This is a genomic window from Bacillus sp. WMMC1349 (assembly GCF_013155385.1).
Classification (GTDB): Bacteria; Bacillota; Bacilli; order Bacillales; family Bacillaceae; genus Bacillus.
In genome coordinates, this window is record NZ_JABJUQ010000007.1 from 1736802 (window position 1) to 1759653 (window position 22852).

Consider the following 22852-nt stretch of genomic DNA (forward strand, 5'->3'; position numbering starts at 1 on the left):
ATGTTATACTTGAATTTTCTTCGTCGAATCACAAGAAAATCTGCGAATTTTGGGACAAGGGTGATATCTTTGCAAGACATCTACAGACATTTATCACATTTAAAAATGAAGCTGAATCAAAAACTGTCACATCCATATCTAGCTAAGCATCTGACTGCACCGAAGGTAGATGAGGATAAGCTGTTTCTTTTTAATGCTCTGTTTGATGAAACAGATTTAAAAGAAGCTGACAAGGAGAATTACATTTTAACGGCGATGCTTGTTCAGACAGCCCTTGATACCCATGATGAAGTGACAACAGCAGCTTCAATTAGACAGGATGACAATAAAAATCGTCAGCTGACAGTTTTAGCAGGGGATTACTTTAGCGGCATGTACTACTCTCTGTTATCGGGTATGAAGGATATTTATATGATCCGGATGCTTGCTGCCGCAATTAAAGAAATAAATGAACATAAAATAAGAATTTACGATCATTCAACAAAAGACTTAGATAGCCTTAAGAAAAGCATCAGCATAGTCGAAGCTTCACTTTTCCATCATCTTGCTGACCATTTTCACTTACCTCATTGGAAGTCTGTTGCCAATGACTTTCTTGTGTTTAAGCGGCTTGTTGTTGAAGCGAAACAAACAAATTCACGATTAGTCGAGACGATTTTGCAAGAGGAATTCTCAGCGGATCAGGCTATATGTGAGCAATTAGCTGAAGAGGCTTATGAAAAAGCAAAAGTTGAGATCAGCCAATACCTTGTGAAACAACCTGGCGTTCAGAAATGGCTCTTGGATCGTTTGCAGGAGATTAAGCCTGAAAAGCGAACCTATCATCAGAAAGTGGAAGAAGGGTAATATCATGGAGCAATCTAAAGAACAGCGTGTACACGGGGTTTTCGAAAAAATATCTCAAAATTATGATCGGATGAATTCAGTTATCAGTTTTAAACAGCATAAAAAATGGCGTGACAAAACGATGAAGATGATGAATGTTCAAAAAGGAGCTAAAGCGCTTGATGTCTGTTGTGGAACAGGTGACTGGACGATTGCGCTTGCTGATGCTACCGGAGAGACAGGCGAGATTAAGGGGTTAGATTTCAGTAAAAATATGCTTAAGGTTGCAAAGGAAAAGACTGAACACTACAGACAGGTTGAACTGCTTCACGGAAATGCAATGGAGTTGCCATTTCCTGATGATACGTTCGATTGCGTCACCATCGGTTTTGGACTTCGCAATGTTCCAGATTATTTAACCGTCTTAAAAGAGATGACGCGAGTGGTAAAACCCGGCGGACAGGTCGTATGTCTTGAAACGTCTCAACCGGAAATATTCGGGTTTAAGCAGCTGTACTACATTTATTTCCGTTTTCTTATGCCGGTATTTGGAAAGCTATTTGCAAAAAGTTTTAAAGAATATTCTTGGCTTCAAGAATCAGCAAGGGAATTCCCTGGTATGAAGAAACTTGCCGATTTATTTAAGGAGGCAGGATTAGAAAATGTTCAATATCATGCATTCACAGGCGGTGTAGCAGCTACACATGTCGGTTGGAAGCGATGATGCTGATAGGACTTAGGTGAAATCAATATGAAATTAACAACGTTATATTCTTTTTTAAACGAAGATATTGATTTAATAGAAAAAGAACTTGAAAAGACTGTGCATTCTGATTACCCTTTATTAAGTGAAGCCAGCCTTCACTTGTTGCAGGCTGGAGGTAAACGGATTAGACCGGTGTTTGTCCTACTTTGCGGCATGTTTGGAGATTATGATATTCATAAGATAAAAAATGTTGCTGTTTCTTTAGAGTTGATGCACATGGCTTCACTCGTGCATGATGATGTCATAGATGACGCCGAGCTCAGAAGAGGACAACCGACAATTAAAGCAAAATGGGATAATCGAATTGCGATGTATACAGGAGATTACTTATTTGCCCGCTCGCTTGAATCGATGACCAAAATAAACGAACCAAAAGCCCATCAAATTTTATCACAAGCTCTTGTTGACGTGTGTCTTGGAGAAATTGAACAAATTAAAGATAAATATAATATGGAGCAAAATCTCAGAACCTATTTAAGAAGGATCAAGCGAAAAACGGCACTATTAATTGCAGCCAGTTGTCAGCTGGGTGCGGTAGCTTCTGGAACGACTGAAAAAGTGCATCAAACCCTTTACTGGTTCGGCTATTATGTAGGAATGTCTTATCAGATTATTGACGATATTCTTGATTTTACTTCAAGTGAAAAAGAGCTTGGTAAACCGGTGGGAGGCGACTTACTGCAAGGAAATGTTACACTTCCGGTGTTATTTGCTCTTCAATTCCCTGAGCTTAAAGGGAAATTAAAACTTGTCAACAGTGAAACAACTCCACAGCAAATTAAGCCTATTATTGAAGAACTGAAAAAAACCGATTCGATTGAAAAGTCGTTTAAAGTAAGTGAAATGTATTTGAATAAAGCGTTTCGCCTTCTTGAAACATTGCCGAAGAACCGAGCGCGAATAACACTTTCTCAAATTGCAAAATATATTGGTAAACGAAGATTTTAGCTTAATCAGCGAGAAATTGCGCACCTTTATAGGGTGATGCGATGATTCGCTTTTTTGTTTCAACTAAATTGGAAGACCTTTATGCAATGGAATGGTGATAGATGTGTAAGTGGGGTGCTCAATTTAGACAAATGAATCTATACCATGAATATTAAATGCCCTTTATTGATTAATTGTTCGAAAAATGTTATATTTCCGATGTAGTATTTGAAAGCCTATACATATAGTGGGGTGGAGAATTGATGATGGAAAAAACGTTTGTGATGATAAAGCCTGACGGTGTTCAGCGTCAGCTTATCGGTGAAGTCTTAGCAAGGTTTGAACAAAAGGGTTTACAGTTAATCGGAGCAAAACTAATGAAGATATCCGAGGAAACAGCTGGAAAACACTATCAAGAGCATAAGGAAAAACCTTTTTTTGGCGAACTTGTTGACTTTATCACATCAGGTTCAGTGTTTGCCATGGTATGGAAAGGTGAAGATGCGATTTCGATTGCCAGACAGCTCATTGGTAAAACAAATCCTAAAGAGGCTTTACCTGGTACAATACGCGGCGATTTTGGGATGATTGTTGGAAAGAACATCATTCACGGGTCAGATTCTTCTGAAAGTGCTGAACGAGAAGTTAATTTGTTTTTTCAACAAGAGGAGCTTGTTGAGGAAGAAAAATTAATCAATAAATGGATTTATTAAAATTGAAACATAAAAAACACTTGTTTCCCATATTAAGGAAGCAAGTGTTTTTACGTTAAATATACAATTTTTTATGAAAACAGGCTATAATTGTACACATATCATCATGAGTGAATGAGGAGAGAAGACATGGACAATTATAACTTCTTTGTAGATAAATGGAAAAATATAACTGGTGTAGATTTAACTTTATATAAAGAAACCCAAATGAAAAGAAGGTTAGCTTCTCTTTATGCTAAAAAGGGCTACCGTGATTTTAAGGAATTTGCAGTGGCACTTGAAAACAATGACAGTCTTCTTCAGGAGACGTTAGATAGAATGACAATTAATGTTTCTGAATTTTATAGAAACTATAAAAGATGGGATGTACTTGAAAAAACAATTCTTCCCTTATTAAAACCAACCAAAAAACTCAAAGTATGGAGTGCGGCATGTTCAACGGGAGAAGAACCATATACATTGTCAATGATCTTAAGCCAACAATCAGATCTGACCGATTATCAAATTATTGCAACTGATATTGATGATAAAGTATTAGCTAAGGCTAAAGAAGGAATCTACCAGGAAAGATCCTTGCAGGAAGTTCCGAAAGCGATGAAAGAAAAATATTTTACACAAAACGGAAGTTATTATACCGTTAAAGATGACATCCGAAAAAATATTCAGTTCCAAAAACACAATTTATTAGCAGATCGATATGAAACAGAGTTTGATATCATTGTTTGCCGTAATGTATTGATATATTTTACCGAGGAAGCAAAAGAAGCGATTTTTCACAAATTTAGCCGTAGTTTGAAAAAGAATGGAGTATTATTTGTGGGAAGTACAGAACAAATTTTTAATCCGGAAAAATTCGGCTTTAAATCAACAGATACGTTCTTCTATCAAAAAAGTTAGCTGACTTTTGTATAAGGGGTGTGTTATAGTTTTACTTAAAAGCGTTAATGTGATGAAGGGAGATTGGAATCATGAGATATTTAACAGCTGGTGAATCTCACGGTCCTCAGCTTACAGCGATTATTGAAGGAGTCCCTGCAGGACTGCAGATCACGAAAGAAGATATAAACCATGAACTTTTGAGACGGCAAAAAGGATATGGCCGCGGCCGGCGTATGCAAATTGAAAAAGATCAGGTGAATATTACAAGTGGTGTCAGGCATGGTCGTTCTCTCGGATCTCCGATTGCGCTTGTCGTTGAAAATAAAGACTGGGCCCACTGGACTAAAATCATGGGCTCAGAACCGATTTCAGAAGAAGAAGAAAAAGAAATGAAGCGGCAAATATCAAGACCGAGACCAGGGCATGCTGATCTAAACGGTGCGATTAAATATGGTCACAGGGATATGCGAAATGTACTCGAACGTTCTTCAGCCAGAGAAACAACTGTCCGGGTTGCTGCAGGTGCGGTTGCCAAAAAAATCTTGTCTGAGCTTGGTATTCAAGTGGCAGGGCATGTCTTGGAAATTGGCGGAATAAAGGCAGAACATACAAATTACACTTCAATCGAAGACTTGAAAAAAGTGACAGAAGACTCACCTGTCAGATGCTTTGATGGTAAAGCTGGGAAAGATATGATGGCTGCAATTGACAAAGCGAAAGAGCATGGTGATTCGATTGGTGGAGTCGTTGAAGTCATTGTAGAAGGGGTGCCTGTTGGGCTCGGTAGCTATGTTCATTACGATCACAAACTCGACAGCAAGCTTGCCGCTGCGATTTTGAGCATCAATGCTTTTAAAGGTGTTGAGTTCGGAATTGGCTTTGAAGCAGCAAGAAAAAACGGCAGTGAAGTTCACGACGAGATTATTTGGGACGATAAAAAAGGATATACACGGGCAACAAACCGACTTGGAGGACTAGAGGGCGGTATGACAACCGGTATGCCAATTGTAGTCAGAGGTGTGATGAAGCCAATCCCAACTCTATATAAACCGCTAAAAAGTGTTGATATTGAGACGAAAGAGCCGTTCAGTGCCAGCATTGAACGTTCAGATTCTTGTGCAGTCCCAGCGGCAAGCGTTGTGGCCGAAGCCGTTGTAGCATGGGAAATTGCGAGTGCAATCGTCGATCAATTTGGCGTTGATCAAATGGAGCGGATCGCTGAAAATGTTGAGAAAATGAGAGAATTGGCGAGGGAGTTTTAATGAAATCACTTCAAATTGAAACAGCCTCTTTGACTTATCCGATTTTTATTGGTGAAGGCATTAGGAAAAATGCAGTTGAACTTCTGTCATCTTTACATTTGCCGATGACAAAGCTTCTCTTGATTACTGATGATGAAGTTGATAAACATTATGGGGAAGAGCTGTTTAATCTGCTACATAGCCATTGGTCTGTCAAAAAGGTGACTGTCCCTAGCGGCGAACAAGCCAAATCCATTGATATGTTCATGAAGCTGCAGACAGAAGCGATTGAGTTTCATCTTGATCGTTCATCATGTATGATTGCTCTTGGCGGGGGTGTCATCGGTGATCTTGCTGGTTTTGTCGCAGCAACTTTTATGAGAGGTATCGATTATCTTCAATTTCCAACAACATTGCTGGCTCATGATAGTGCAGTCGGGGGAAAGGTCGCAATCAACCACCAGCTCGGTAAAAATTTAGTAGGTGCTTTTCATCAGCCAAAAGCTGTTATTTATGATACAGGGTGTCTTGCAACTCTACCCGACAAAGAAATGAGATCAGGACTTGCAGAGGTTATCAAACATGCCTTTATTCATGATGAATCATTTTTAAAAGATCTTTTTACAATTGCTTCACTTGAAAAAATCTCAACTGAACAACTGAATGACATGATATATAAAGGCGTTTCAATTAAAGCAGCAATCGTTTCGAAAGATGAGCGAGAAGAAGGAATCAGAGCCTACTTAAATTTTGGTCATACATTAGGCCATGCTGTTGAAGCTGAGTACGGTTATGGCGAAATGACACATGGTGATGCTGTGGCATTAGGTATGCAGTTTGCTTTGTTTGTCAGTGAACAGGTTTTGAATTGTCCACTTGACCGGAAACATATTAAGAACTGGTTGGGAAAACTTGGGTTTCCAGTGGAATTAAAACGGGAAGTATCAACAGAATCGTTGGTCAATCGAATGATGAGTGATAAAAAGACACGTGGAGGAATCATTCAGTTTGTCCTGCTTGACCAGATCGGCAAAGTCAGTCTGCACTCTTTTAAAGCTGAAGAGATTGAGCGATGGCTGAATGTCTGGAGAATGGAGGAGATTGAATGATGATTCGCGGTATTCGTGGAGCAACCACTGTTGAACACGATACAGAAAAAGACATAACGAAAAAGACAAAACAACTGATTGACAACATGATCATTGAAAATCAAGTGAAACCAGAAACAGTGGTCCACATTTTGATATCGGCCACACCTGATCTTCACGCTGCTTTTCCGGCTAAAGTCGTAAGAATGTTTGAAGGTTGGCAGTACGTCTCTGTCATGTGCATGCAGGAAATGGATGTAACTCATGGTCTGAAACAGTGCATTCGCGTCATGATGACTGTGCAAACTGAAAAACGGCAAAATGAAATCTGCCATGTTTATTTAGAAAATGCCGTTTCCCTAAGACCTGATTTATCATTGACAAAAAAGACTGAATTATAATACGATGATAAGAACCTTAGAAATACACAGGAGTGTGTATAAAGGTTAGTTTGAGATGAGACTAGGGTAGTTTGAGAATGAGTTTTTAGATGAGCTGAGTACAAAACGTTTATTCATTCTACCCAAAAGACATCGTCTTTTGGGTTTGTTTACTTTCACGCAAATATTTTTCCCTCTCATGCTGTCTTCTCATTCTCCTTCACCTACAAAAAGGAGAGAGAAACTTTGAATAACTTTTCCTCGTTTATGGAGGACACTCGACATTTCAGAACGATTCCTATTGTTGAAAGTTATGTTGTGGATACACTAACCCCGATTCAAGTCGTCGAAAAACTAGAGAATGAGGTCGTATACTTGCTTGAAAGCAGAGATGATTCTTCGGTCTGGTCGAGATATTCTTTTATCGGTCTTGATCCATTTATGACGATTAAAGAGAAAAACGGTCAAGTTCACGTATATGATCAAGATCAGCAGAAGCTTTATAGTGCTTCACAATTAAAAAGGGTTCTTGAATGGATGTCACATACATGCTTAATCAAGACGCCTGATTTAGAAATTCCGTTTGTCGGCGGGGCTGTAGGATATTTAAGCTGTGATTTTATGTCCCTTGTTGAACCATCTATTGCGAAACATAAAGATGACACCGATTTTGAGAAATGTCTGTTATTTGTCTGTAGAAAGATGGTTGCCTATGATCATGAGTTGAGAAAGGTTCACTTGATTCATTATGCGAGGCTTAATGGCACTGAAACAGAAACAGAAAAGATCAGGATTTTTAAAAATGTAAAGCAGGAACTGAAACAGCTTAAACAGAATTTGAGCGACCGGAAAACAGCAAAGGAATTATTTTTTGCTCATCACCATGACTTACCATTGAGTGATGAAAACATTCAATCAACACATGAAAAATCACAATTTCTAGTTGGTGTTGAGCGGTTGAAAGAATATATGAAAGCCGGGGACATCTTTCAAGGGGTATTGTCTCAAAAGTTTAAAATTCCGGTGAAAGTCAGTTCATTTGAATTATACAGAGTGCTGAGATTGGTGAATCCTTCACCATATATGTACTATATCAAGCTGCCTGATCGTGAACTTGTTGGGAGTTCACCGGAACGTTTGATTCATGTTCAAAATGGACATCTCGAAATTCATCCGATTGCAGGGACAAGAAAACGGGGGACCAACCAGGCTGAAGATGAGCGTTTGCAAAAAGAACTTTTAGCTGATGATAAAGAAAAAGCGGAGCATTGTATGCTTGTTGATTTAGCTAGAAATGATATTGGCAGAGTGGCTGAATACGGGTCTGTCAAAGTGAATGACTTCGGTAAGGTTGTATCATTTTCCCATGTCATGCACATGATTTCGGTCGTCACCGGTACTTTAAAAACAGGTGTTCATCCGGTTGATGCTTTAATGAGCGCGTTTCCTGCCGGCACTTTAACAGGTGCTCCGAAAATAAGAGCCATGCAGCTTCTGAACGAGCTTGAGCCAACGCCAAGAGAGACATATGGAGGCTGTATCGCATATATCGGCTTTGACGGAAATATCGATTCCTGCATCACAATCAGGACGATGAGTATCAAAGACGGGTTGGCGACGATTCAAGCGGGAGCTGGGATTGTTGCGGATTCGGTCCCTGAAAAGGAATGGGAAGAATCATTCAATAAAGCCAAAGCATTGCTCAAGACGATCCAAATTGCAGAAAAGATTTTTCTGGGGAAAGAGGGGTACGGAAATGAACGAACTGCTGAAATCTTGCGTTAACGGGCGTACAATGAGTGAAACTGAGGCGAAAGAGATCATGGACATGATGATGGCCGGTTCATTGAGTCCGGCTGAAACAGGTGGACTGCTTTCTGTTCTTTCTTACCGGGGAGAAACAGTCGAAGAAGTGATCGGTTTTGTCAGAACAATGCGGGAGAAGGGATTGACAATAGAAGGACCAAAAGGCCTTGTTGATACGTGTGGAACAGGAGGTGATGGCCTTTCTACTTTCAATGTTTCAACAGCAGCTGCTATCATTGCTTCTGCCGCTGGTGCTAAGATTGCCAAACACGGAAATCGTTCAGTTTCATCGAAAAGTGGAAGTGCAGATGTACTTGAATATCTTGGAGTGAACATTCAGACAACACCTGAAGAAACAAAACGCAGCATAGAACAGTATAATATGGGTTTTTTATACGCACCAAGCTATTATCCTTCTATGAAGCATGTGGCGGGAATAAGGAAAGACCTCGGTTTTAGAAGCGTATTTAATCTACTCGGTCCGCTTAGCAACCCGATGAATGCCAAGCGTCAGGTGATCGGTGTTTATTCAATCGAAAAAGCGAAGTTGATGGCTGGAGCGTTAGCGTTTTTCGACCCAGAGCATGTTCTATTTGTTTCAAGCAGGGACGGTCTTGACGAACTTTCGATTACATCACCGACAAACGTGATTGAATTAAAGGAAGGTAAACGGTTCGAGTATACTGTTGAACCAAATGACGTTGGTCTGTCGTTTGGTAACCTTGCAGACATTCAAGTCAATACAGCAGAAGAAAGCGGTCAAGTCATCATCGATATTTTCAAACAAAACAGTTCAGAGTCTGCTCTTCATATCGCCGCGTTTAATGCAGGAGCCGCTTTATATGTAGCAGACCAGGTGTCTAGTTTAAAAGAGGGCGTAGCAGTTGCTCTTGAGACGATTGAAAAAGGAAAAGCTCTTCACCAGCTGTTCCAGTTAAAAAGAGAGGAAGAGCGCTATGTTGGATCAAATGATTGAGAGAAAACGAGCAGAGCTGTTAAAAATTGAATTACCTGAGGATGTAAAACTGCCAAAACGTTCTTTTAAAAATGCGCTCCTTTCCCCGAAGCGGTTTATCGCTCTCATTGCGGAGGTAAAAAAAGCTTCGCCATCAAAAGGATTAATAAAAGAGTCATTTGATCCTGTGGAAATTGCCAAACAGTACGAACAGGCTAAAGCTGATTGTTTGTCAATCTTAACAGATGAACATTTCTTTCAAGGGAAGAACGAATATTTGACAGCAGTTAAACGTGTTGTTTCACTACCCATATTACGTAAGGATTTTATTATTGATTCAGTTCAGATTGAAGAAGCAAATCGAATCGGAGCCGATGCGATTTTGCTGATTGGTGAAGCACTTGACTCGAGTAAGCTTTATGAACTGTATGAAGAAGCTGTTCAAAAAGGAATGGATGTCTTAGTTGAGGTTCATGAAGAAAAGACTCTTGAAGGGATTTTAAAGTTGTTTATTCCTGAGATTATCGGTGTGAACAATCGAAACCTGAAAACCTTTGAAACTTCCATCAGCCAAACAGAACGAATCGCCAAACTCGTTCCTGATGGTACAATTCTTATTAGTGAAAGCGGGATCGGCAAAAAAGAGGACTTGATTCTTGTGAAAAACTGCGGTGCACAAGCTGTTCTTGTAGGTGAATCACTGATGAAAGAACCATCTCAGCAAACCGCAGTCAATCAATTATTCGGTGAAATAAACGATGATTAGACCAAGTCTGAAATATTGTGGGATTCATTCGTTACACGATTTAAAGGTGACAGCTCGTTCTCTAGCTAATTACCTCGGTTTTATTTTTGCAGAGAGTAAACGATCTGTGCACCCCCTTGATGTGAACAGGTGGTGTAAACAAGTAGATTTAGCAGACAAAAAACTTGTCGGTGTCTTTGTGAATGAGTCAACCGCCACTATTGTTGAGACTGTTAAAACCGTTCCTTTAGATGTGATTCAGCTTCATGGGGATGAAACAATAGAAGATATTAAACAACTAGGCGTTTTGACAGATTGTGAGATTTGGAAGGCTCTTCCTCATGAAGATGGTACCATCCACACCATGAACAACCTCATTTCTACTGTAGACGGATTTATCATTGATTCGTCTGTGCATGGGGTAAGGGGAGGATCTGGTATAGCTTTTTCATGGGAGCACGTTCCTGTTTATAAAGAAACAGCAGCAAAAGAAAGAAAACGATTATTTATCGCCGGGGGTGTTCATCCCCAAAACGTAACCAATCTGTTAAAATGGCAGCCGCCAGGCATCGATCTGGCAAGCGGAATTGAAGAGAAAGGTCAAAAAAGTGAAAGGCTGATCAGCCTTTTCGAAGAAAGGGTGTTTATGTAATGTATCAATATCCGAACAAACAGGGCAGGTTTGGCCAATTTGGAGGAAAATTTGTCCCGGAAACTTTAATGCAGCCATTAGAAGAGATTGAAACAGCGTTTATGGAACTAAAAAGCGATCCATTGTTTGAAAAGGATTATCAACAATTGTTATATGACTATTCGGGACGGCCGACGGCATTGACCTTTGCAGAACGACTGACAAACCATTTAGGTGGAGCGAAAATATATTTAAAAAGAGAAGATTTAAACCATACTGGTGCACATAAGATTAATAATGCTCTTGGCCAAGCGCTACTTGCCAAAAAAATGGGTAAGACAAAATTAATTGCTGAAACTGGAGCTGGGCAACACGGTGTTGCCGCTGCAACTGTTGCTGCAAAGTTTGGTATGTCTTGCCTTGTTTTTATGGGTGAGGAAGATGTGGCAAGACAGTCACTCAATGTATTTCGCATGAAACTATTAGGAGCTAAAGTTGTTTCGGTAACGAGTGGAAATGGAACATTGAAAGATGCAACAAATGAAGCGATTCGTTATTGGGTCCAACATTGTCGCGATCATTTTTATATGATTGGCTCTGTTGTCGGTCCACATCCGTATCCATGCATGGTCCGGGAGTTTCAGCGGATCATTGGTGATGAGGCTAAGGCTCAATTTTATAAAACGGAACAATCTCTTCCTGACAAAGTGATCGCCTGTGTTGGAGGTGGAAGCAATGCGATTGGCATGTTCAGTGCATTTATCGATGAACCTGTTCAGTTGATCGGTGTTGAGGCGGCTGGAAAAGGAATTGGCACACCAAATCATGCCGCAACAATTACGAAAGGCTCTAAAGGGGTGATCCACGGTTCTTTAACTTATTTGCTTCAAGATGAGTACGGTCAGATTGTTGAACCATATTCCATATCAGCCGGACTCGACTATCCTGGAGTTGGACCAGAACATGCACACCTTCATCAATGTGGACGTGTCCAATATGAAGCGGTGACAGATGATGAAGCCATTTCAAGTTTAAAACTGCTTGCTGAAACAGAAGGGATTTTACCGGCAATTGAATCTGCCCATGCTTTGGCAAAAGCTTTTGAAATCGCGAAAAATACGGGAAGTGACAAAAGTATTCTTGTTTGCCTTTCTGGCAGAGGAGACAAAGATGTCCACACTTTAATGAAGGTGTTGGAAAAAGAGGTGAGTCAAGATGTTTAATTTGAAAAAACAGCCGTTTGAGAAATGTTTTGTGCCGTTCATAACAGCCGGTGATCCGCAATATGAAATTTCGATAGAATTGGCGAAATCGCTGCAAAAAGCAGGGGCAACCGTACTTGAATTAGGTGTCCCTTATTCTGATCCCTTAGCAGATGGTCCTGTTATTCAACGAGCATCAAAAAGAGCGCTTGATAGCGGGATGAACATCATTGAAACGATAAAGCTTGCAGGTGAAATGAAAAAAAATGGTGTCAATATTCCGATTATTCTCTTTACGTATTATAATCCTGTGTTACAATTAGATACAGAACGCTTTTTCGCTTTACTGCAACAAAATAAAATAGATGGACTGCTTGTTCCAGATCTGCCGTTTGAAGAAAGCGCCATTTTGAGAAGGAATTGCGAAGAACAAGGCATTACTTATATTTCCCTTGTTGCACCGACAAGTGAAAGCCGAATTCAGCAAATTATTGAGCAGGCTAAAGGGTTTGTATACTGTGTATCTTCGCTCGGCGTGACAGGCGTGCGGAATCAATTCGATGATTCTATTTCTTCCTTTATCCGGTCAGTCAAAGCAATAAGTACTGTACCTGTCGTTGTCGGTTTTGGAGTATCAAGCTCCAAACATGTCAAAATGATGAATGAACTTGCAGACGGTGTTGTCGTCGGAAGCGCTCTAGTCAAAAAAATAGAGGAGCTAAAAGATGATCTTATCTCGCCTGAGACAAGAGAACAAGCCTTAAACATGTTTGAAGAATATGCTAAAACATTTAGCCCATCGTCGTACATTGCAAACCAGAGGTGACCATGATGCAAATTAAGAAACAATTAGGACAATTAACACCATACCAGCCCGGAAAACCAATCGAAGAAGTGAAACGTGAGTTTAATCTAAAGACTGTAGTAAAGCTGGCCTCAAACGAAAATCCGTTTGGCTATTCAGAATCGGCAAAAATTGCACTGCAATCAGAGATTTTACAAATGCCCCTTTATCCAGACGGGTCCAGTCAATCTTTAAGAACAAAGCTTGCCAAACATCTTGGTGTAAATGAGATGAAGATCATCTTTGGAAATGGCGCAGACGAGGTGATCCAAATCATTTCCCGATCAATGCTAGATAGCAACTCAAACACTGTGATGGCGAACCCGACATTTTCACAGTATAAACATAATGCGGTCATAGAAGGGGCAGAAGTACGAGAAATCAATCTACTTGAAAATGGCTGCCATGACCTGGATTTGATGCTTGATGCAATTGATCAACAAACAAAAATTGTCTGGGTATGCAGTCCGAATAATCCGACAGGAAGTTATGAACCAGAACAAAAACTGATGCGTTTTCTAGATCAGGTTCCTAAACATGTGCTTGTTGTGATAGATGAAGCGTATTATGAATATGTGACTGCAGAGGACTATCCGGAGACCATTCCGCTTTTAGCTCGCTATCCTAACTTAATGATTCTGAGAACTTTTTCAAAAGCATACGGTTTGGCAGCTTTAAGAATTGGTTATGGTATTGCTTCAGAACAGTTGATTCAAACGATAGAGCCAGCGAGACAGCCGTTTAATATCAATCGGCTAGCACAAGCAGCTGCACTCGGAGCTCTTGACGACCAGACTTTTATAAAGAATTGTGTTAGAAAAAACAGGGAAGGGCTTGAGCAATATTACGATTTTTGTTCAGCACACGGATTAAAATATTATCCTACACAAACAAATTTTATCTTAATCGACTTTAACCGGGATGCAGATGAGCTGTTTGCAGCTCTGCTTCGCCAAGGTTATATTGTAAGGTCTGGAAAAGCACTCGGATTTCCGACATCACTACGGATATCGGTTGGTTCCAAAGAACAGAATGAAGGGTTTTTGAATACGCTAATAAGAATGTTATACAACAAGTGATAACTAATTGACCTAAAACTAGGTGATAAAGATGACACAATCTAATAAAACGATATTATTGGCTGGATTAGGCTTAATTGGCGGTTCGATCGCTCTTGCCATAAAAAAGCAATATCCAAGCTACCGAATCATTGGATTTGATGTATCAGAAGAGCAGATGAAGGCTGCAAAAAAGCTAGGTGTCATTGACGCATCAGCCCGTTCTTTTTTGGAAGGATTAAAAGAAGCATCAATTGTCATTTTAGCTGTCCCTGTTGAACAGACCCTTTATATGCTTGATGAGCTAGCTGCTTCAGGCATTAAGAAGAAACTGCTCATTACTGATGTAGGAAGCACGAAACAAAAGGTTGTCAACTATGCTGAACAAGTGTTGCCAAAGGAGTATCAATTTATCGGCGGACATCCGATGGCAGGCTCTCATAAATCAGGTGTTGCGGCAGCTAAAGAGTTGCTGTTTGAAAATGCGTTTTATATTTTGACGCCTTGTCACTCGACTAAAAAAGAAGCTGTTGTCTTGTTAAAACAGCTTTTAAAAGGAACAAACGCCAAGTTTGTTCAAATGTCGCCGGAAGACCATGATGCCATCACAAGTGTGATCAGCCACTTTCCCCATATTGTGGCAGCAAGCCTTGTTCACCAAACTGTGAAATTCGAGGAACAATATCCTCTGATCAAACGCTTTGCGGCGGGAGGATTCCGTGATATTACAAGGATTGCCTCAAGCAGTCCTGCGATGTGGCGAGATATTCTTTTGCACAATAAAGTTGAAATTTTAGAGCGGTTTGAAGAATGGAAATGTGAAATTGGAAGAATTCAGTCTATTATTGAAGAGGAAGATGCTGATGGTTTGTTTGCATTTTTCCAACAGGCAAAAGAATATCGTGATGAGTTGCCATTGCGGCAAAAAGGCGCGATTCCCTCCTTTTACGACCTTTATGTTGATGTCCCTGACCATCCGGGAGTCATCTCGGAAATCACGGCGATTCTCGCTGATGAACTGATCAGCATAACGAACATTAGAATTATCGAAACGCGAGAAGAGATAAACGGTGTTCTCAGAATCAGTTTTCAATCTGATCAAGATCGCAAACGTGCAGAAAAATGCATTCAAACTCGGGCTAAATATGAGACATTTTACGCTGATTGAGGTGGAGCACATGAAAAGAGGAAAAATCAGTTCACTAAAAGGAGAACTTCATATTCCGGGAGATAAATCAATCTCCCATCGTTCTGTTATGTTCGGCTCTATTGCGGAAGGAACAACAGTTATTCAAAACTTTTTGCCTGGGGCAGACTGTTTAAGCACAATTGACTGTTTTAAAAAAATGGGGGTTGAAATCAAACAGGAAAACAGTGATGTAACAGTCTATGGAAAAGGTCTTGATCATCTAACAGAGCCTAAAGAGCTTTTAGATGTCGGAAATTCTGGAACAACGATTAGACTGATGCTTGGAATTTTGGCCGGCCGTCCATTTCATAGTATAACAGCAGGTGACGAGAGCATTGCGAAAAGACCGATGAAACGTGTCACAGATCCTCTTCGGAAAATGGGTGCGAAAATTGATGGACGCAGTGGTGGAGAATATACACCGCTTGCTGTTCGCGGTGGACATTTAACAGGAATAGATTTTCAATCACCTGTAGCCAGTGCACAAATTAAATCAGCCGTCTTGTTGGCAGGTCTCCGGGCAAACGGTACAACAACAGTGACAGAACCCCATAAATCAAGAGATCATACGGAGCGGATGCTTTCAATGTTTGGGGTAAAACTGGAGGAAGACAAAACGTCTGTTTCCATTGTGGGGGGGCAAACGTTAAAGGGAACGAATGTGTTTGTGCCAGGAGATATTTCTTCAGCAGCTTTTTTCCTAGCAGCTGCTTCTCTTGTCCCAAATAGTGAAGTTGTTCTTAAAAATGTCGGTTTAAACCCGACAAGGACCGGAATCATAGATGCATTGAGAAAAATGGGTGCGGATCTTAAGGTCGATAAAAATGATCATGGTAGCGCTGAGCCTTACGGCGATTTAACAGTCAAGACCGCTGCCCTAAAAGCCACTGAAATTTCAGGGGATTTAATTCCGCGGCTGATCGATGAAATTCCGATTATCGCACTTCTTGCTACACAGGCAGAAGGGACGACTGTCATCAAGGATGCTGCTGAACTTAAAGTAAAAGAAACGAACCGTATCGATACGGTCGCATCAGAGTTAACAAAGCTTGGTGCCCGAATTGAACCGACAGAAGACGGAATGAAGATCCATGGTAAAACACCTTTAATTGGAGGGACGAGTGTATCAAGTCATCATGACCACCGAATTGGTATGATGCTAGGAATTGCTGCTTTAATTTGTGAGAAGCCTATTGATATTTCTCATCCAGAAGCTGTCAAAGTATCTTATCCGACATTTTTTGAACATATTGACAAGCTTGTCGAAAAAGCCTGAAACCGACACGTTTCAGGCTTTTTCATAGCTTTTGCATAAACAATGCAGTTCCGGCATAGCTTGTCTTTGAAGGCAACATATTTGCTTTAAAACCGTCCAGTGAATTATGATAATAAATATCTAAAGAGTATATTTTCGGCTTTAGGGTGGCCGTGTGATGATTCGAAAAAAGAAAGGGACGTTTTGATTTGAATACTTCGATCCAAGAAGCCATAAAATTAGTAGAAGCAGGCCATACTGAAAGCGGACTTAAAAAGCTTAGTGATATTGAACCTGTTCTTCATGATGAAGATAAAGCAATTGCAGCTCAACTATATTATGAATGGGGTATGGTTGACAAAGCGATTGATATCATCAGTGATTTGTATGAATTATACCCTGAAGAAACAGAGTTGACCTGTTTTTATGCTGAGCTCCTCATCGAGACCGACAATGAAGAGCGGGCGATCAGCGTATTGGAAACGATTCCTGAGACAGATCAGACCTATCCAGAAAGTCTTCTTTTGCTGGCTGATTTGTATCAAATGCAGGGGTTATATGAAGTAAGTGAGCAAAAATTGTTGAAGGCAAAAAAGATTTTACCAGATGAACCGGTGATTCATTTCGCGTTGGGTGAGTTGTATTTTACGCAAGGTGCTTATGCAAAAGCAACGCGCTATTTTCAAGAAACTTCCTGTGAAAAAGCAATGATCGGAGGTGTCAATGTTTATCAGAGGCTTGCCGAGTCACTCAGTTCTTCAGGTGAGTTTGAAGAAGCGTTAAAGTGGTATGAAAAAGCGGCCAAAGAAAGCACTGAACCTCATACATTATTTGGTTTTGGGCTTACAGCTTTAAAAGCGGGGTCTCCTAAAACGGCAATCAAACAATTAACAGGGCTGAAAGAAATGGATCCATCTTATTCCTCCCTTTATAAGCCTTTGGCACAAAGCTATGAAGAAGAAGGACTATATGAAGAAGCATATGAAACAGCTAAAGAAGGTATTCGTTTAGATGAATTTACAAAAGAGCTTTATCTCTCTGCGGCAAAGTCAGCAATAAAAACACAAAGGCTCTCTGAAGCGAAAACATTACTTTCTGAAGCCCTTGCACTTGATCCCGGATATTTGGAGGCTGTTTTCACTCTGCTTTCTCTTCATCTTGAAGAAGAAGATTTTGAGAGTATGATCGATTTGGTTCAAGAGGTCCGAAAATATGGTGAAGATGACCCTAAACTCAGCTGGTTTCTCGCAGGTGCTTACACTCAAACAGAAGCGTATGATAAGGCGAGACAAGAATATGAAAAAGCGTTATTGCATTATCAGAAAGACGAAGATTTTCTCTATGAATACGCAACATTTTTGCTTGAAGAAGGAAGGCAGAAAGAAGCGCTGTCATATTTGAAAGAACTTTCGAATCATCATCCTGCATATGAAGAAATCCAGGAAATGATTTTCAGAATCGAAGATGAAAATTACCTTGAATAAGCAGGATATTATCGGTTTGTGTGGTATTATTAAATTATACACAAGATATGATAGATAGAGGAGGGAATAACATGCAGACCCCTGTTTCTGTCAATGAAAAAAAAGATTTCATCCGCTGGTTTTTAAACAATTATCAACTAAAACGAAGAGAATGTGTATGGATTTTGAATTATTTAATGAGTCATAACTCCTTAATGGAAAAAGTCCATTTTGTAGAGCAGGCCGAGTTTTGTCCGAGAGGCATTATCATGTCTACCCACTGTGTCGAAGAAGTGCCTTTCCGTTTTTATAAAGAAAATGTCATGACAACAGACGCAGAAAAATCATTTCACGATATCAGGCTGAATAAGCAGCAAGATCTATTTATTCAGCTCAACTTTCGCTCAGCCTATCATTCACCTGAATACGCAGCTGTAATGGAAACCAATCCCCATATTCCAAAAGACCTTTATGAAAATGAAAGAGATAAAATTGTTGCTGAACAAATTTTAGAGCACTCTATTGCCACTTTTCAAAGACGAAAACTATTGGAGGAAATAGACGAAGCGCTTGACCGCCAAGATAAAGAAAGTTTCGAAAGACTGGCGAAACAATTAAGTCAACTACAACAGTCCCATCGCTAACAAGCCTTGCACTCAGCAAGGCTTGTTAAGCTCGGGGTAACTGAATAAAGGGGGATTACCGCGTGAAATGGTGTGCACAAGATGCGGATGTTTATCTAGATGCAAAAGAATATATTGATACCGCTGTCATTCCGCTTATTTCTGTTCATTTAGACCACCAGTTTAAATCAACCGTTTCAAAAGGAGAATTTACAATCAGGCTTGCAGAAGAGCTTGAAGGACAACTAAAGGGGCGCGTCTATTTATTTCCTCCGTATACATATTTGCATGTTAGTGATCAATCGGTCCGGGATATTGCCGATTTGAAAGACATGACCCAAAATCATTTTAAGCATGTCATTTTTTTGACAACGGATGAGCGCTGGAAAGAGGTGCTTCAAGATGAACAAAAACTGCTGTGGATTCCAGCGCTGCCGCTAGAGCATATGAAGGATTCTCTCAAACAAAAGCTCTTGGACGATCAAATTGAGCAAATATTGAACATTTTGTTACAATACTGGAATTCCTAATAAAAACACTTACATTTACTATTTTTAATGTTTTTGGGAATGTTGACCTTCCTAAAATATTGATATATTATGAGGATGTCCTCATTTTATGAATATTTTTCTAGTTTAGTTATATTGTAGTTGGGGACATGAGGGGGGATATGAAGATGAGCGGAAACAAGCATCAGGTATCCAGACGTCAATTTTTAAACTATACGCTGACAGGGGTTGGCGGGTTTATGGCGGCTGGAATGATCATGCCTATGGCTCGCTTTGCGCTTGATCCGGTTTTAAGGCCGACTGAGGATCAGGACTTGGTTCAGGTTGTTAGTGTTGATGAGCTGACGGAGGAACCTCAACGTTTTGACTTTAAAATCAAACAAGTAGACGCCTGGTACAAATCCGAAGAATCGAGATCAGCGTGGGTATTCAAAAATGGGGGAGAAATTATCGCTTTATCACCGGTTTGTAAACATTTGGGGTGTACGGTCAATTGGAATAGTGACCCAAAAAATCCGAACAGATTTTTTTGTCCGTGCCATTACGGACTTTATGAAAAGGATGGTACAAATGTACCCGGAACTCCACCTCTTGCTCCATTGGACCATTATGAGCAAAAGGTTAAAGACGGCTACCTTTATTTAGGGAAAGCCAAGCCGAGGAAGGATGGGTGATCATGCTAAACAAAATTTATGATTGGGTGGATGAAAGGCTGGATATTACGCCGCTTTGGAGGGATATTGCTGACCATGAAGTTCCAGAGCATGTCAATCCTGCTCATCACTTTTCCGCTTTTGTCTATTGTTTTGGCGGGTTGACATTTTTTGTGACAGTGATTCAGGTGCTTTCAGGCATGTTTTTGACCATGTATTATGTGCCGGATATTAAAAATGCTTGGGAATCGGTTTATTACCTACAAAATGAAGTAGCATTTGGGCAAATTGTCAGAGGGATGCACCATTGGGGGGCAAGTTTGGTCATCGTCATGATGTTTCTTCACACACTAAGGGTTTTCTTCCAAGGAGCTTATAAAAAACCGCGGGAATTAAATTGGATTGTTGGTGTCCTCATTTTCTTTGTCATGCTTGGATTAGGCTTTACAGGCTATCTCTTACCTTGGGATATGAAAGCTCTGTTTGCGACTAAAGTTGGTCTGCAGATCGCTGAGGCAACACCTTTAATTGGCACTCAGATTAAAACACTGCTTGCCGGTCATCCAGATATTGTTGGCGCTCAGACATTGACAAGGTTTTTTGCCATCCATGTCTTTTTCTTGCCGGCCGCCCTGTTCGGTCTTATGGCTGCGCACTTTATCATGATCCGTAAACAAGGAATTTCAGGGCCGTTGTAAGCAAGTGATTCAAAAAAGAAGGAGGGGATGGCATGAAAAGGGGAAAGGGAATGAAGTTTGTCGGAGATTCGAGAATACCCGCGGAAAGAAAACCGAATATTCCAAAAGATTATTCGGAATTTCCAGGTAAAACGGAAGCATTTTGGCCGAATTTTTTACTTAAAGAATGGCTTGTTGGAGCCGTTTTCCTAATTGGGTTTCTTGTTTTGACCATCGTTCACAAGCCTCCGCTGGAACGAATGGCTGATCCGACAGATACTGGTTACATACCTTTACCAGACTGGTATTTTCTATTTTTATATCAATTGCTTAAATATGAATATGCAGCTGGACCGTATACTGTAGTTGGAGCGATTATTGTACCGTCGATTGCTTTCGGGGCGCTTTTACTGGCACCATTCCTTGACAGGGGTCCTGAAAGAAGACCGTTTAAGCGCCCGGTCGCTGTTGGATTGATGTTGTTAGCATTATCAGCCACTGTCTTTTTAACTTGGCAATCTGTTGTGACTCATGATTGGGCAGCTGCGGAAGAACAAGGGAAAATCAAAGAGGAAGCTAAAATTGATAAAAAAGCCTCAGGTTATAAAGTGTATAAGGAACAAGGTTGCATTTCCTGTCATGGTGATAACATGCAAGGAGGGGCTGGCGGGCCGTCTCTGGTAGATAGCGGTTTATCTCCAAAGGAGATTGCAAAGATCGCCAAGGAAGGAAAGGGTAAAATGCCTGCTGGCGTTTTTAAAGGGTCTGATAAACAACTGAAAGAACTGTCAAAATTCATATCGAAAACAACAGCTAAGTAGTTGTCAAGAAGAGGTACACATGATAAGCTGGTCTCTCAAGACCATCGACATTGTCGATGGTCTTTTTAAAATTCTAACATCAATAACATAACGTTTCCGGAGAATGTGAGTTGAATGTGGTGAAATTAATTTTTTACATACTTGGACAGAGATCTATCATCTTTTTACTTTTGATCATTAATTTTTTTGGTACGATTTATGGGTATTATTGGTACAAGTCGCAACTGATTCATACACCAATTAAATTTCTAATTTTTGTGCCGGACAGCCCAACTGCTACTTTGTTTTTTTTATTTGTGCTGTTGGGGTTTTTATTTAAGCGAAATGCCGCTTTGTTTGAAGCGTTTGCATTGGTAACACTCGTTAAATATGGGCTTTGGGCTGTTTGTATGAACCTTCTTATTCTTTTAACGACGGGAAGTCTGCATTGGACAGGCTATATGCTGATTGCATCCCATTTTGCAATGGCTCTCCAAGGTGTTCTATATGCACCTTATTACAAGTTTAAAGTGTGGCATCTGGTGATTGCAGCCATTTGGACGCTTCACAATGACGTGATTGACTATGTGTTCAAAATGATGCCTAGCTACTCGATGCTGACTCAATTTATGCCACAAATCGGTTATTTTACATTTTGGCTTAGTATTGCATCGATCGGTTTAGCTTATTATCTTGTACTCTCTAAAAAAGCATTTAAGTTGTGATAAACAATCTTGGTCTAACCTTGTCCCTCTCCTCATAACTTAAAGTAGAAGGAGTGGGAGGGACCGTAAATGATACGTAAGGTGATCCTTTGCATAGTGATTGTGCTTGTTTTTCCTGCGGGCGGTTTAAAAGCGGAGGATTCAACCGCTTTAACAGAATTGAATGAACTGTCTGATACAGTATTTCAGTTAACAAGACAGTCACATTATGAGGAAGCACTTCAAATTGTTCAATATTTTAAAAATCGGTTAAAAACAGCCGAAAAAAACGGAACATTAAAAACGATGACCAGTTCGCAAATCCGCCGGGTCATTTTGGCTTGTCATGAAATGCAAAAAAGTTTACGGAGCACGGAAACACGAAAAAAAGATAAACTCAAGGCAGCCGTCCAATTCAGAATGCTGATGGATGCGATACATTCCGACCATGATCCGATTTGGGGATCGTTAAAAAAGCCGGTTATGGAATCTTTTAAAGCGCTTAAAGCCGGTATTATTCAAAAAGAAGACAGTTTAACGTTTCAGGAAAAGTGGAATCATTTTTTAGCTTTGTATGATATGATTTACCCGAGTTTAACAATCGATGTTTCCCAAAAACAATTAAAAAATGTCTCCAACCATATCGAAGTTGTCCAACATGGAGACTTTCAGAATATGTCAGAAAGCAGCAAGCTTGAACGGTTGACTACTCTGCAAAAAGATTTGGAAGACGTATTCAATCAAACCGAAGAAGATGACGCAGATCCCTCGCTTTTATGGGTTATCCTGACAACAGGAAGCATCATCCTTTCCACACTGACCTATGTTGGATTCCGTAAGTATAGAGGGGAAGCAGACAGGCGCAGGAAAAGAGAGAATGATTGGCCTAAATAAGAAACATTGTTTGAAATCGATTAAG

Annotated in this window: 25 protein-coding genes; all 25 read left to right on the plus strand. The window is 40.2% G+C overall.

The window, feature by feature from the left end:
• The first annotated feature begins 69 nt into the window (after positions 1 to 69).
• The 25 genes from HOO54_RS11245 (at position 70) to ypjB (ending at position 22827) form a co-directional block, all read left to right on the plus strand.
• Positions 70 to 846: a heptaprenyl diphosphate synthase component 1 gene (locus tag HOO54_RS11245; protein ID WP_172295256.1), complete on the plus strand. Its 777-nt coding sequence runs from the start codon at positions 70 to 72 to the stop codon at positions 844 to 846.
• A 4-nt stretch (positions 847 to 850) separates the two neighbouring features.
• Complete coding sequence (locus HOO54_RS11250; RefSeq protein ID WP_172295258.1) at positions 851 to 1549, plus strand: demethylmenaquinone methyltransferase; 699 nt, start codon at positions 851 to 853, stop codon at positions 1547 to 1549.
• 27 nt (positions 1550 to 1576) lie between these two features.
• Complete coding sequence (gene hepT, locus HOO54_RS11255) at positions 1577 to 2539, plus strand: heptaprenyl diphosphate synthase component II (RefSeq protein WP_172295260.1); 963 nt, start codon at positions 1577 to 1579, stop codon at positions 2537 to 2539.
• A 245-nt stretch (positions 2540 to 2784) separates the two neighbouring features.
• Positions 2785 to 3231, plus strand: a complete 447-nt coding sequence (ndk, locus tag HOO54_RS11260) for a nucleoside-diphosphate kinase (RefSeq protein ID WP_172299495.1) — start codon at positions 2785 to 2787, stop codon at positions 3229 to 3231.
• Between the two features lie 129 nt (positions 3232 to 3360).
• Positions 3361 to 4128 carry a CheR family methyltransferase gene (locus HOO54_RS11265; RefSeq protein WP_172295262.1) on the plus strand — a complete coding sequence of 256 codons (768 nt, stop codon included), beginning with the start codon at positions 3361 to 3363 and terminating at the stop codon, positions 4126 to 4128.
• 71 nt (positions 4129 to 4199) lie between these two features.
• Positions 4200 to 5372, plus strand: a complete 1173-nt coding sequence (aroC, locus tag HOO54_RS11270) for a chorismate synthase (protein ID WP_172295264.1) — start codon at positions 4200 to 4202, stop codon at positions 5370 to 5372.
• The gene (gene aroB, locus HOO54_RS11275) at positions 5372 to 6460 is read left to right on the plus strand and encodes a 3-dehydroquinate synthase (RefSeq protein ID WP_172295266.1); all 1089 of its coding nucleotides are present in this window, start codon (positions 5372 to 5374) and stop codon (positions 6458 to 6460) included. Before aroC ends, aroB begins: the two co-directional genes overlap by 1 nt.
• Positions 6457 to 6840 (plus strand): chorismate mutase, encoded by a 384-nt coding sequence (gene aroH, locus HOO54_RS11280; RefSeq protein WP_172295268.1) that lies wholly within the window; start codon positions 6457 to 6459, stop codon positions 6838 to 6840. The genes aroB and aroH overlap by 4 nt, the downstream gene beginning before the upstream one ends.
• Before the next feature lie 246 nt (positions 6841 to 7086).
• Positions 7087 to 8604, plus strand: coding sequence for an anthranilate synthase component I (gene trpE / locus HOO54_RS11285; RefSeq protein ID WP_172299497.1), 1518 nt, complete (start codon positions 7087 to 7089; stop codon positions 8602 to 8604).
• Positions 8576 to 9601 (plus strand): anthranilate phosphoribosyltransferase, encoded by a 1026-nt coding sequence (trpD, locus tag HOO54_RS11290; protein WP_172295270.1) that lies wholly within the window; start codon positions 8576 to 8578, stop codon positions 9599 to 9601. Before trpE ends, trpD begins: the two co-directional genes overlap by 29 nt.
• On the plus strand, positions 9582 to 10346 hold the full coding sequence (trpC, locus tag HOO54_RS11295; protein WP_172295272.1) for an indole-3-glycerol phosphate synthase TrpC: 765 nt from the start codon (positions 9582 to 9584) through the stop codon (positions 10344 to 10346). Before trpD ends, trpC begins: the two co-directional genes overlap by 20 nt.
• Positions 10339 to 10977, plus strand: coding sequence for a phosphoribosylanthranilate isomerase (locus HOO54_RS11300; RefSeq protein ID WP_172295274.1), 639 nt, complete (start codon positions 10339 to 10341; stop codon positions 10975 to 10977). The genes trpC and HOO54_RS11300 overlap by 8 nt, the downstream gene beginning before the upstream one ends.
• Positions 10977 to 12179 (plus strand): tryptophan synthase subunit beta, encoded by a 1203-nt coding sequence (trpB, locus tag HOO54_RS11305; RefSeq protein WP_172295276.1) that lies wholly within the window; start codon positions 10977 to 10979, stop codon positions 12177 to 12179. Before HOO54_RS11300 ends, trpB begins: the two co-directional genes overlap by 1 nt.
• A complete protein-coding gene (gene trpA, locus HOO54_RS11310; RefSeq protein WP_172295278.1) occupies positions 12172 to 12984 on the plus strand; it encodes a tryptophan synthase subunit alpha in 813 nt (270 codons plus the stop codon). The genes trpB and trpA overlap by 8 nt, the downstream gene beginning before the upstream one ends.
• A gap of 5 nt (positions 12985 to 12989) precedes the next feature.
• Complete coding sequence (gene hisC / locus HOO54_RS11315; protein WP_253907657.1) at positions 12990 to 14081, plus strand: histidinol-phosphate transaminase; 1092 nt, start codon at positions 12990 to 12992, stop codon at positions 14079 to 14081.
• 31 nt (positions 14082 to 14112) lie between these two features.
• On the plus strand, positions 14113 to 15228 hold the full coding sequence (locus HOO54_RS11320; RefSeq protein WP_172295282.1) for a prephenate dehydrogenase: 1116 nt from the start codon (positions 14113 to 14115) through the stop codon (positions 15226 to 15228).
• Positions 15229 to 15238: 10 nt separating this feature from the next.
• Complete coding sequence (gene aroA, locus HOO54_RS11325) at positions 15239 to 16525, plus strand: 3-phosphoshikimate 1-carboxyvinyltransferase (RefSeq protein ID WP_172295284.1); 1287 nt, start codon at positions 15239 to 15241, stop codon at positions 16523 to 16525.
• Between the two features lie 188 nt (positions 16526 to 16713).
• Entirely contained in the window at positions 16714 to 17988 is a 1275-nt protein-coding gene (locus HOO54_RS11330) for a tetratricopeptide repeat protein (protein ID WP_172295286.1), read from the plus strand.
• Between the two features lie 71 nt (positions 17989 to 18059).
• The gene (locus HOO54_RS11335; RefSeq protein WP_172295288.1) at positions 18060 to 18611 is read left to right on the plus strand and encodes a ReoY family proteolytic degradation factor; all 552 of its coding nucleotides are present in this window, start codon (positions 18060 to 18062) and stop codon (positions 18609 to 18611) included.
• Positions 18612 to 18673: 62 nt separating this feature from the next.
• Complete coding sequence (locus HOO54_RS11340) at positions 18674 to 19120, plus strand: YpiF family protein (RefSeq protein ID WP_172295290.1); 447 nt, start codon at positions 18674 to 18676, stop codon at positions 19118 to 19120.
• Between the two features lie 146 nt (positions 19121 to 19266).
• On the plus strand, positions 19267 to 19773 hold the full coding sequence (locus tag HOO54_RS11345; RefSeq protein ID WP_172295292.1) for a QcrA and Rieske domain-containing protein: 507 nt from the start codon (positions 19267 to 19269) through the stop codon (positions 19771 to 19773).
• A gap of 2 nt (positions 19774 to 19775) precedes the next feature.
• Positions 19776 to 20450, plus strand: coding sequence for a menaquinol-cytochrome c reductase cytochrome b subunit (gene qcrB, locus HOO54_RS11350; RefSeq protein WP_172295294.1), 675 nt, complete (start codon positions 19776 to 19778; stop codon positions 20448 to 20450).
• Between the two features lie 32 nt (positions 20451 to 20482).
• A complete protein-coding gene (locus HOO54_RS11355) occupies positions 20483 to 21250 on the plus strand; it encodes a menaquinol-cytochrome c reductase cytochrome b/c subunit (protein WP_172295296.1) in 768 nt (255 codons plus the stop codon).
• Positions 21251 to 21369: 119 nt separating this feature from the next.
• On the plus strand, positions 21370 to 21954 hold the full coding sequence (gene lhaT / locus HOO54_RS11360) for a lipoprotein heptaprenylglyceryl N-acetyltransferase LhaT (RefSeq protein WP_172299499.1): 585 nt from the start codon (positions 21370 to 21372) through the stop codon (positions 21952 to 21954).
• A 69-nt stretch (positions 21955 to 22023) separates the two neighbouring features.
• On the plus strand, positions 22024 to 22827 hold the full coding sequence (gene ypjB / locus HOO54_RS11365) for a sporulation protein YpjB (RefSeq protein ID WP_172295298.1): 804 nt from the start codon (positions 22024 to 22026) through the stop codon (positions 22825 to 22827).
• Positions 22828 to 22852 lie beyond the last annotated feature (25 nt).

Bases quoted from the DNA above. Each gene is read 5' to 3' on its own strand.
- trpB (WP_172295276.1), top strand. From the start codon at position 10,977: ATGTATCAATATCCGAACAAACAGGGCAGGTTTGGCCAATTTGGAGGA.
- HOO54_RS11335 (WP_172295288.1), top strand. From the start codon at position 18,060: ATGCAGACCCCTGTTTCTGTCAATGAAAAAAAAGATTTCATCCGCTGG.
- HOO54_RS11355 (WP_172295296.1), top strand. From the start codon at position 20,483: ATGAAAAGGGGAAAGGGAATGAAGTTTGTCGGAGATTCGAGAATACCC.
- HOO54_RS11300 (WP_172295274.1), top strand. From the start codon at position 10,339: ATGATTAGACCAAGTCTGAAATATTGTGGGATTCATTCGTTACACGAT.
- trpC (WP_172295272.1), top strand. From the start codon at position 9,582: ATGTTGGATCAAATGATTGAGAGAAAACGAGCAGAGCTGTTAAAAATT.
- trpA (WP_172295278.1), top strand. From the start codon at position 12,172: ATGTTTAATTTGAAAAAACAGCCGTTTGAGAAATGTTTTGTGCCGTTC.
- ndk (WP_172299495.1), top strand. From the start codon at position 2,785: ATGGAAAAAACGTTTGTGATGATAAAGCCTGACGGTGTTCAGCGTCAG.
- trpE (WP_172299497.1), top strand. From the start codon at position 7,087: ATGGAGGACACTCGACATTTCAGAACGATTCCTATTGTTGAAAGTTAT.
- HOO54_RS11345 (WP_172295292.1), top strand. From the start codon at position 19,267: ATGAGCGGAAACAAGCATCAGGTATCCAGACGTCAATTTTTAAACTAT.
- trpD (WP_172295270.1), top strand. From the start codon at position 8,576: ATGAACGAACTGCTGAAATCTTGCGTTAACGGGCGTACAATGAGTGAA.
- aroC (WP_172295264.1), top strand. From the start codon at position 4,200: ATGAGATATTTAACAGCTGGTGAATCTCACGGTCCTCAGCTTACAGCG.
- HOO54_RS11250 (WP_172295258.1), top strand. From the start codon at position 851: ATGGAGCAATCTAAAGAACAGCGTGTACACGGGGTTTTCGAAAAAATA.
- aroB (WP_172295266.1), top strand. From the start codon at position 5,372: ATGAAATCACTTCAAATTGAAACAGCCTCTTTGACTTATCCGATTTTT.
- HOO54_RS11320 (WP_172295282.1), top strand. From the start codon at position 14,113: ATGACACAATCTAATAAAACGATATTATTGGCTGGATTAGGCTTAATT.
- aroA (WP_172295284.1), top strand. From the start codon at position 15,239: ATGAAAAGAGGAAAAATCAGTTCACTAAAAGGAGAACTTCATATTCCG.
- hisC (WP_253907657.1), top strand. From the start codon at position 12,990: ATGCAAATTAAGAAACAATTAGGACAATTAACACCATACCAGCCCGGA.
- aroH (WP_172295268.1), top strand. From the start codon at position 6,457: ATGATGATTCGCGGTATTCGTGGAGCAACCACTGTTGAACACGATACA.
- hepT (WP_172295260.1), top strand. From the start codon at position 1,577: ATGAAATTAACAACGTTATATTCTTTTTTAAACGAAGATATTGATTTA.
- qcrB (WP_172295294.1), top strand. From the start codon at position 19,776: ATGCTAAACAAAATTTATGATTGGGTGGATGAAAGGCTGGATATTACG.
- HOO54_RS11265 (WP_172295262.1), top strand. From the start codon at position 3,361: ATGGACAATTATAACTTCTTTGTAGATAAATGGAAAAATATAACTGGT.
- ypjB (WP_172295298.1), top strand. From the start codon at position 22,024: ATGATACGTAAGGTGATCCTTTGCATAGTGATTGTGCTTGTTTTTCCT.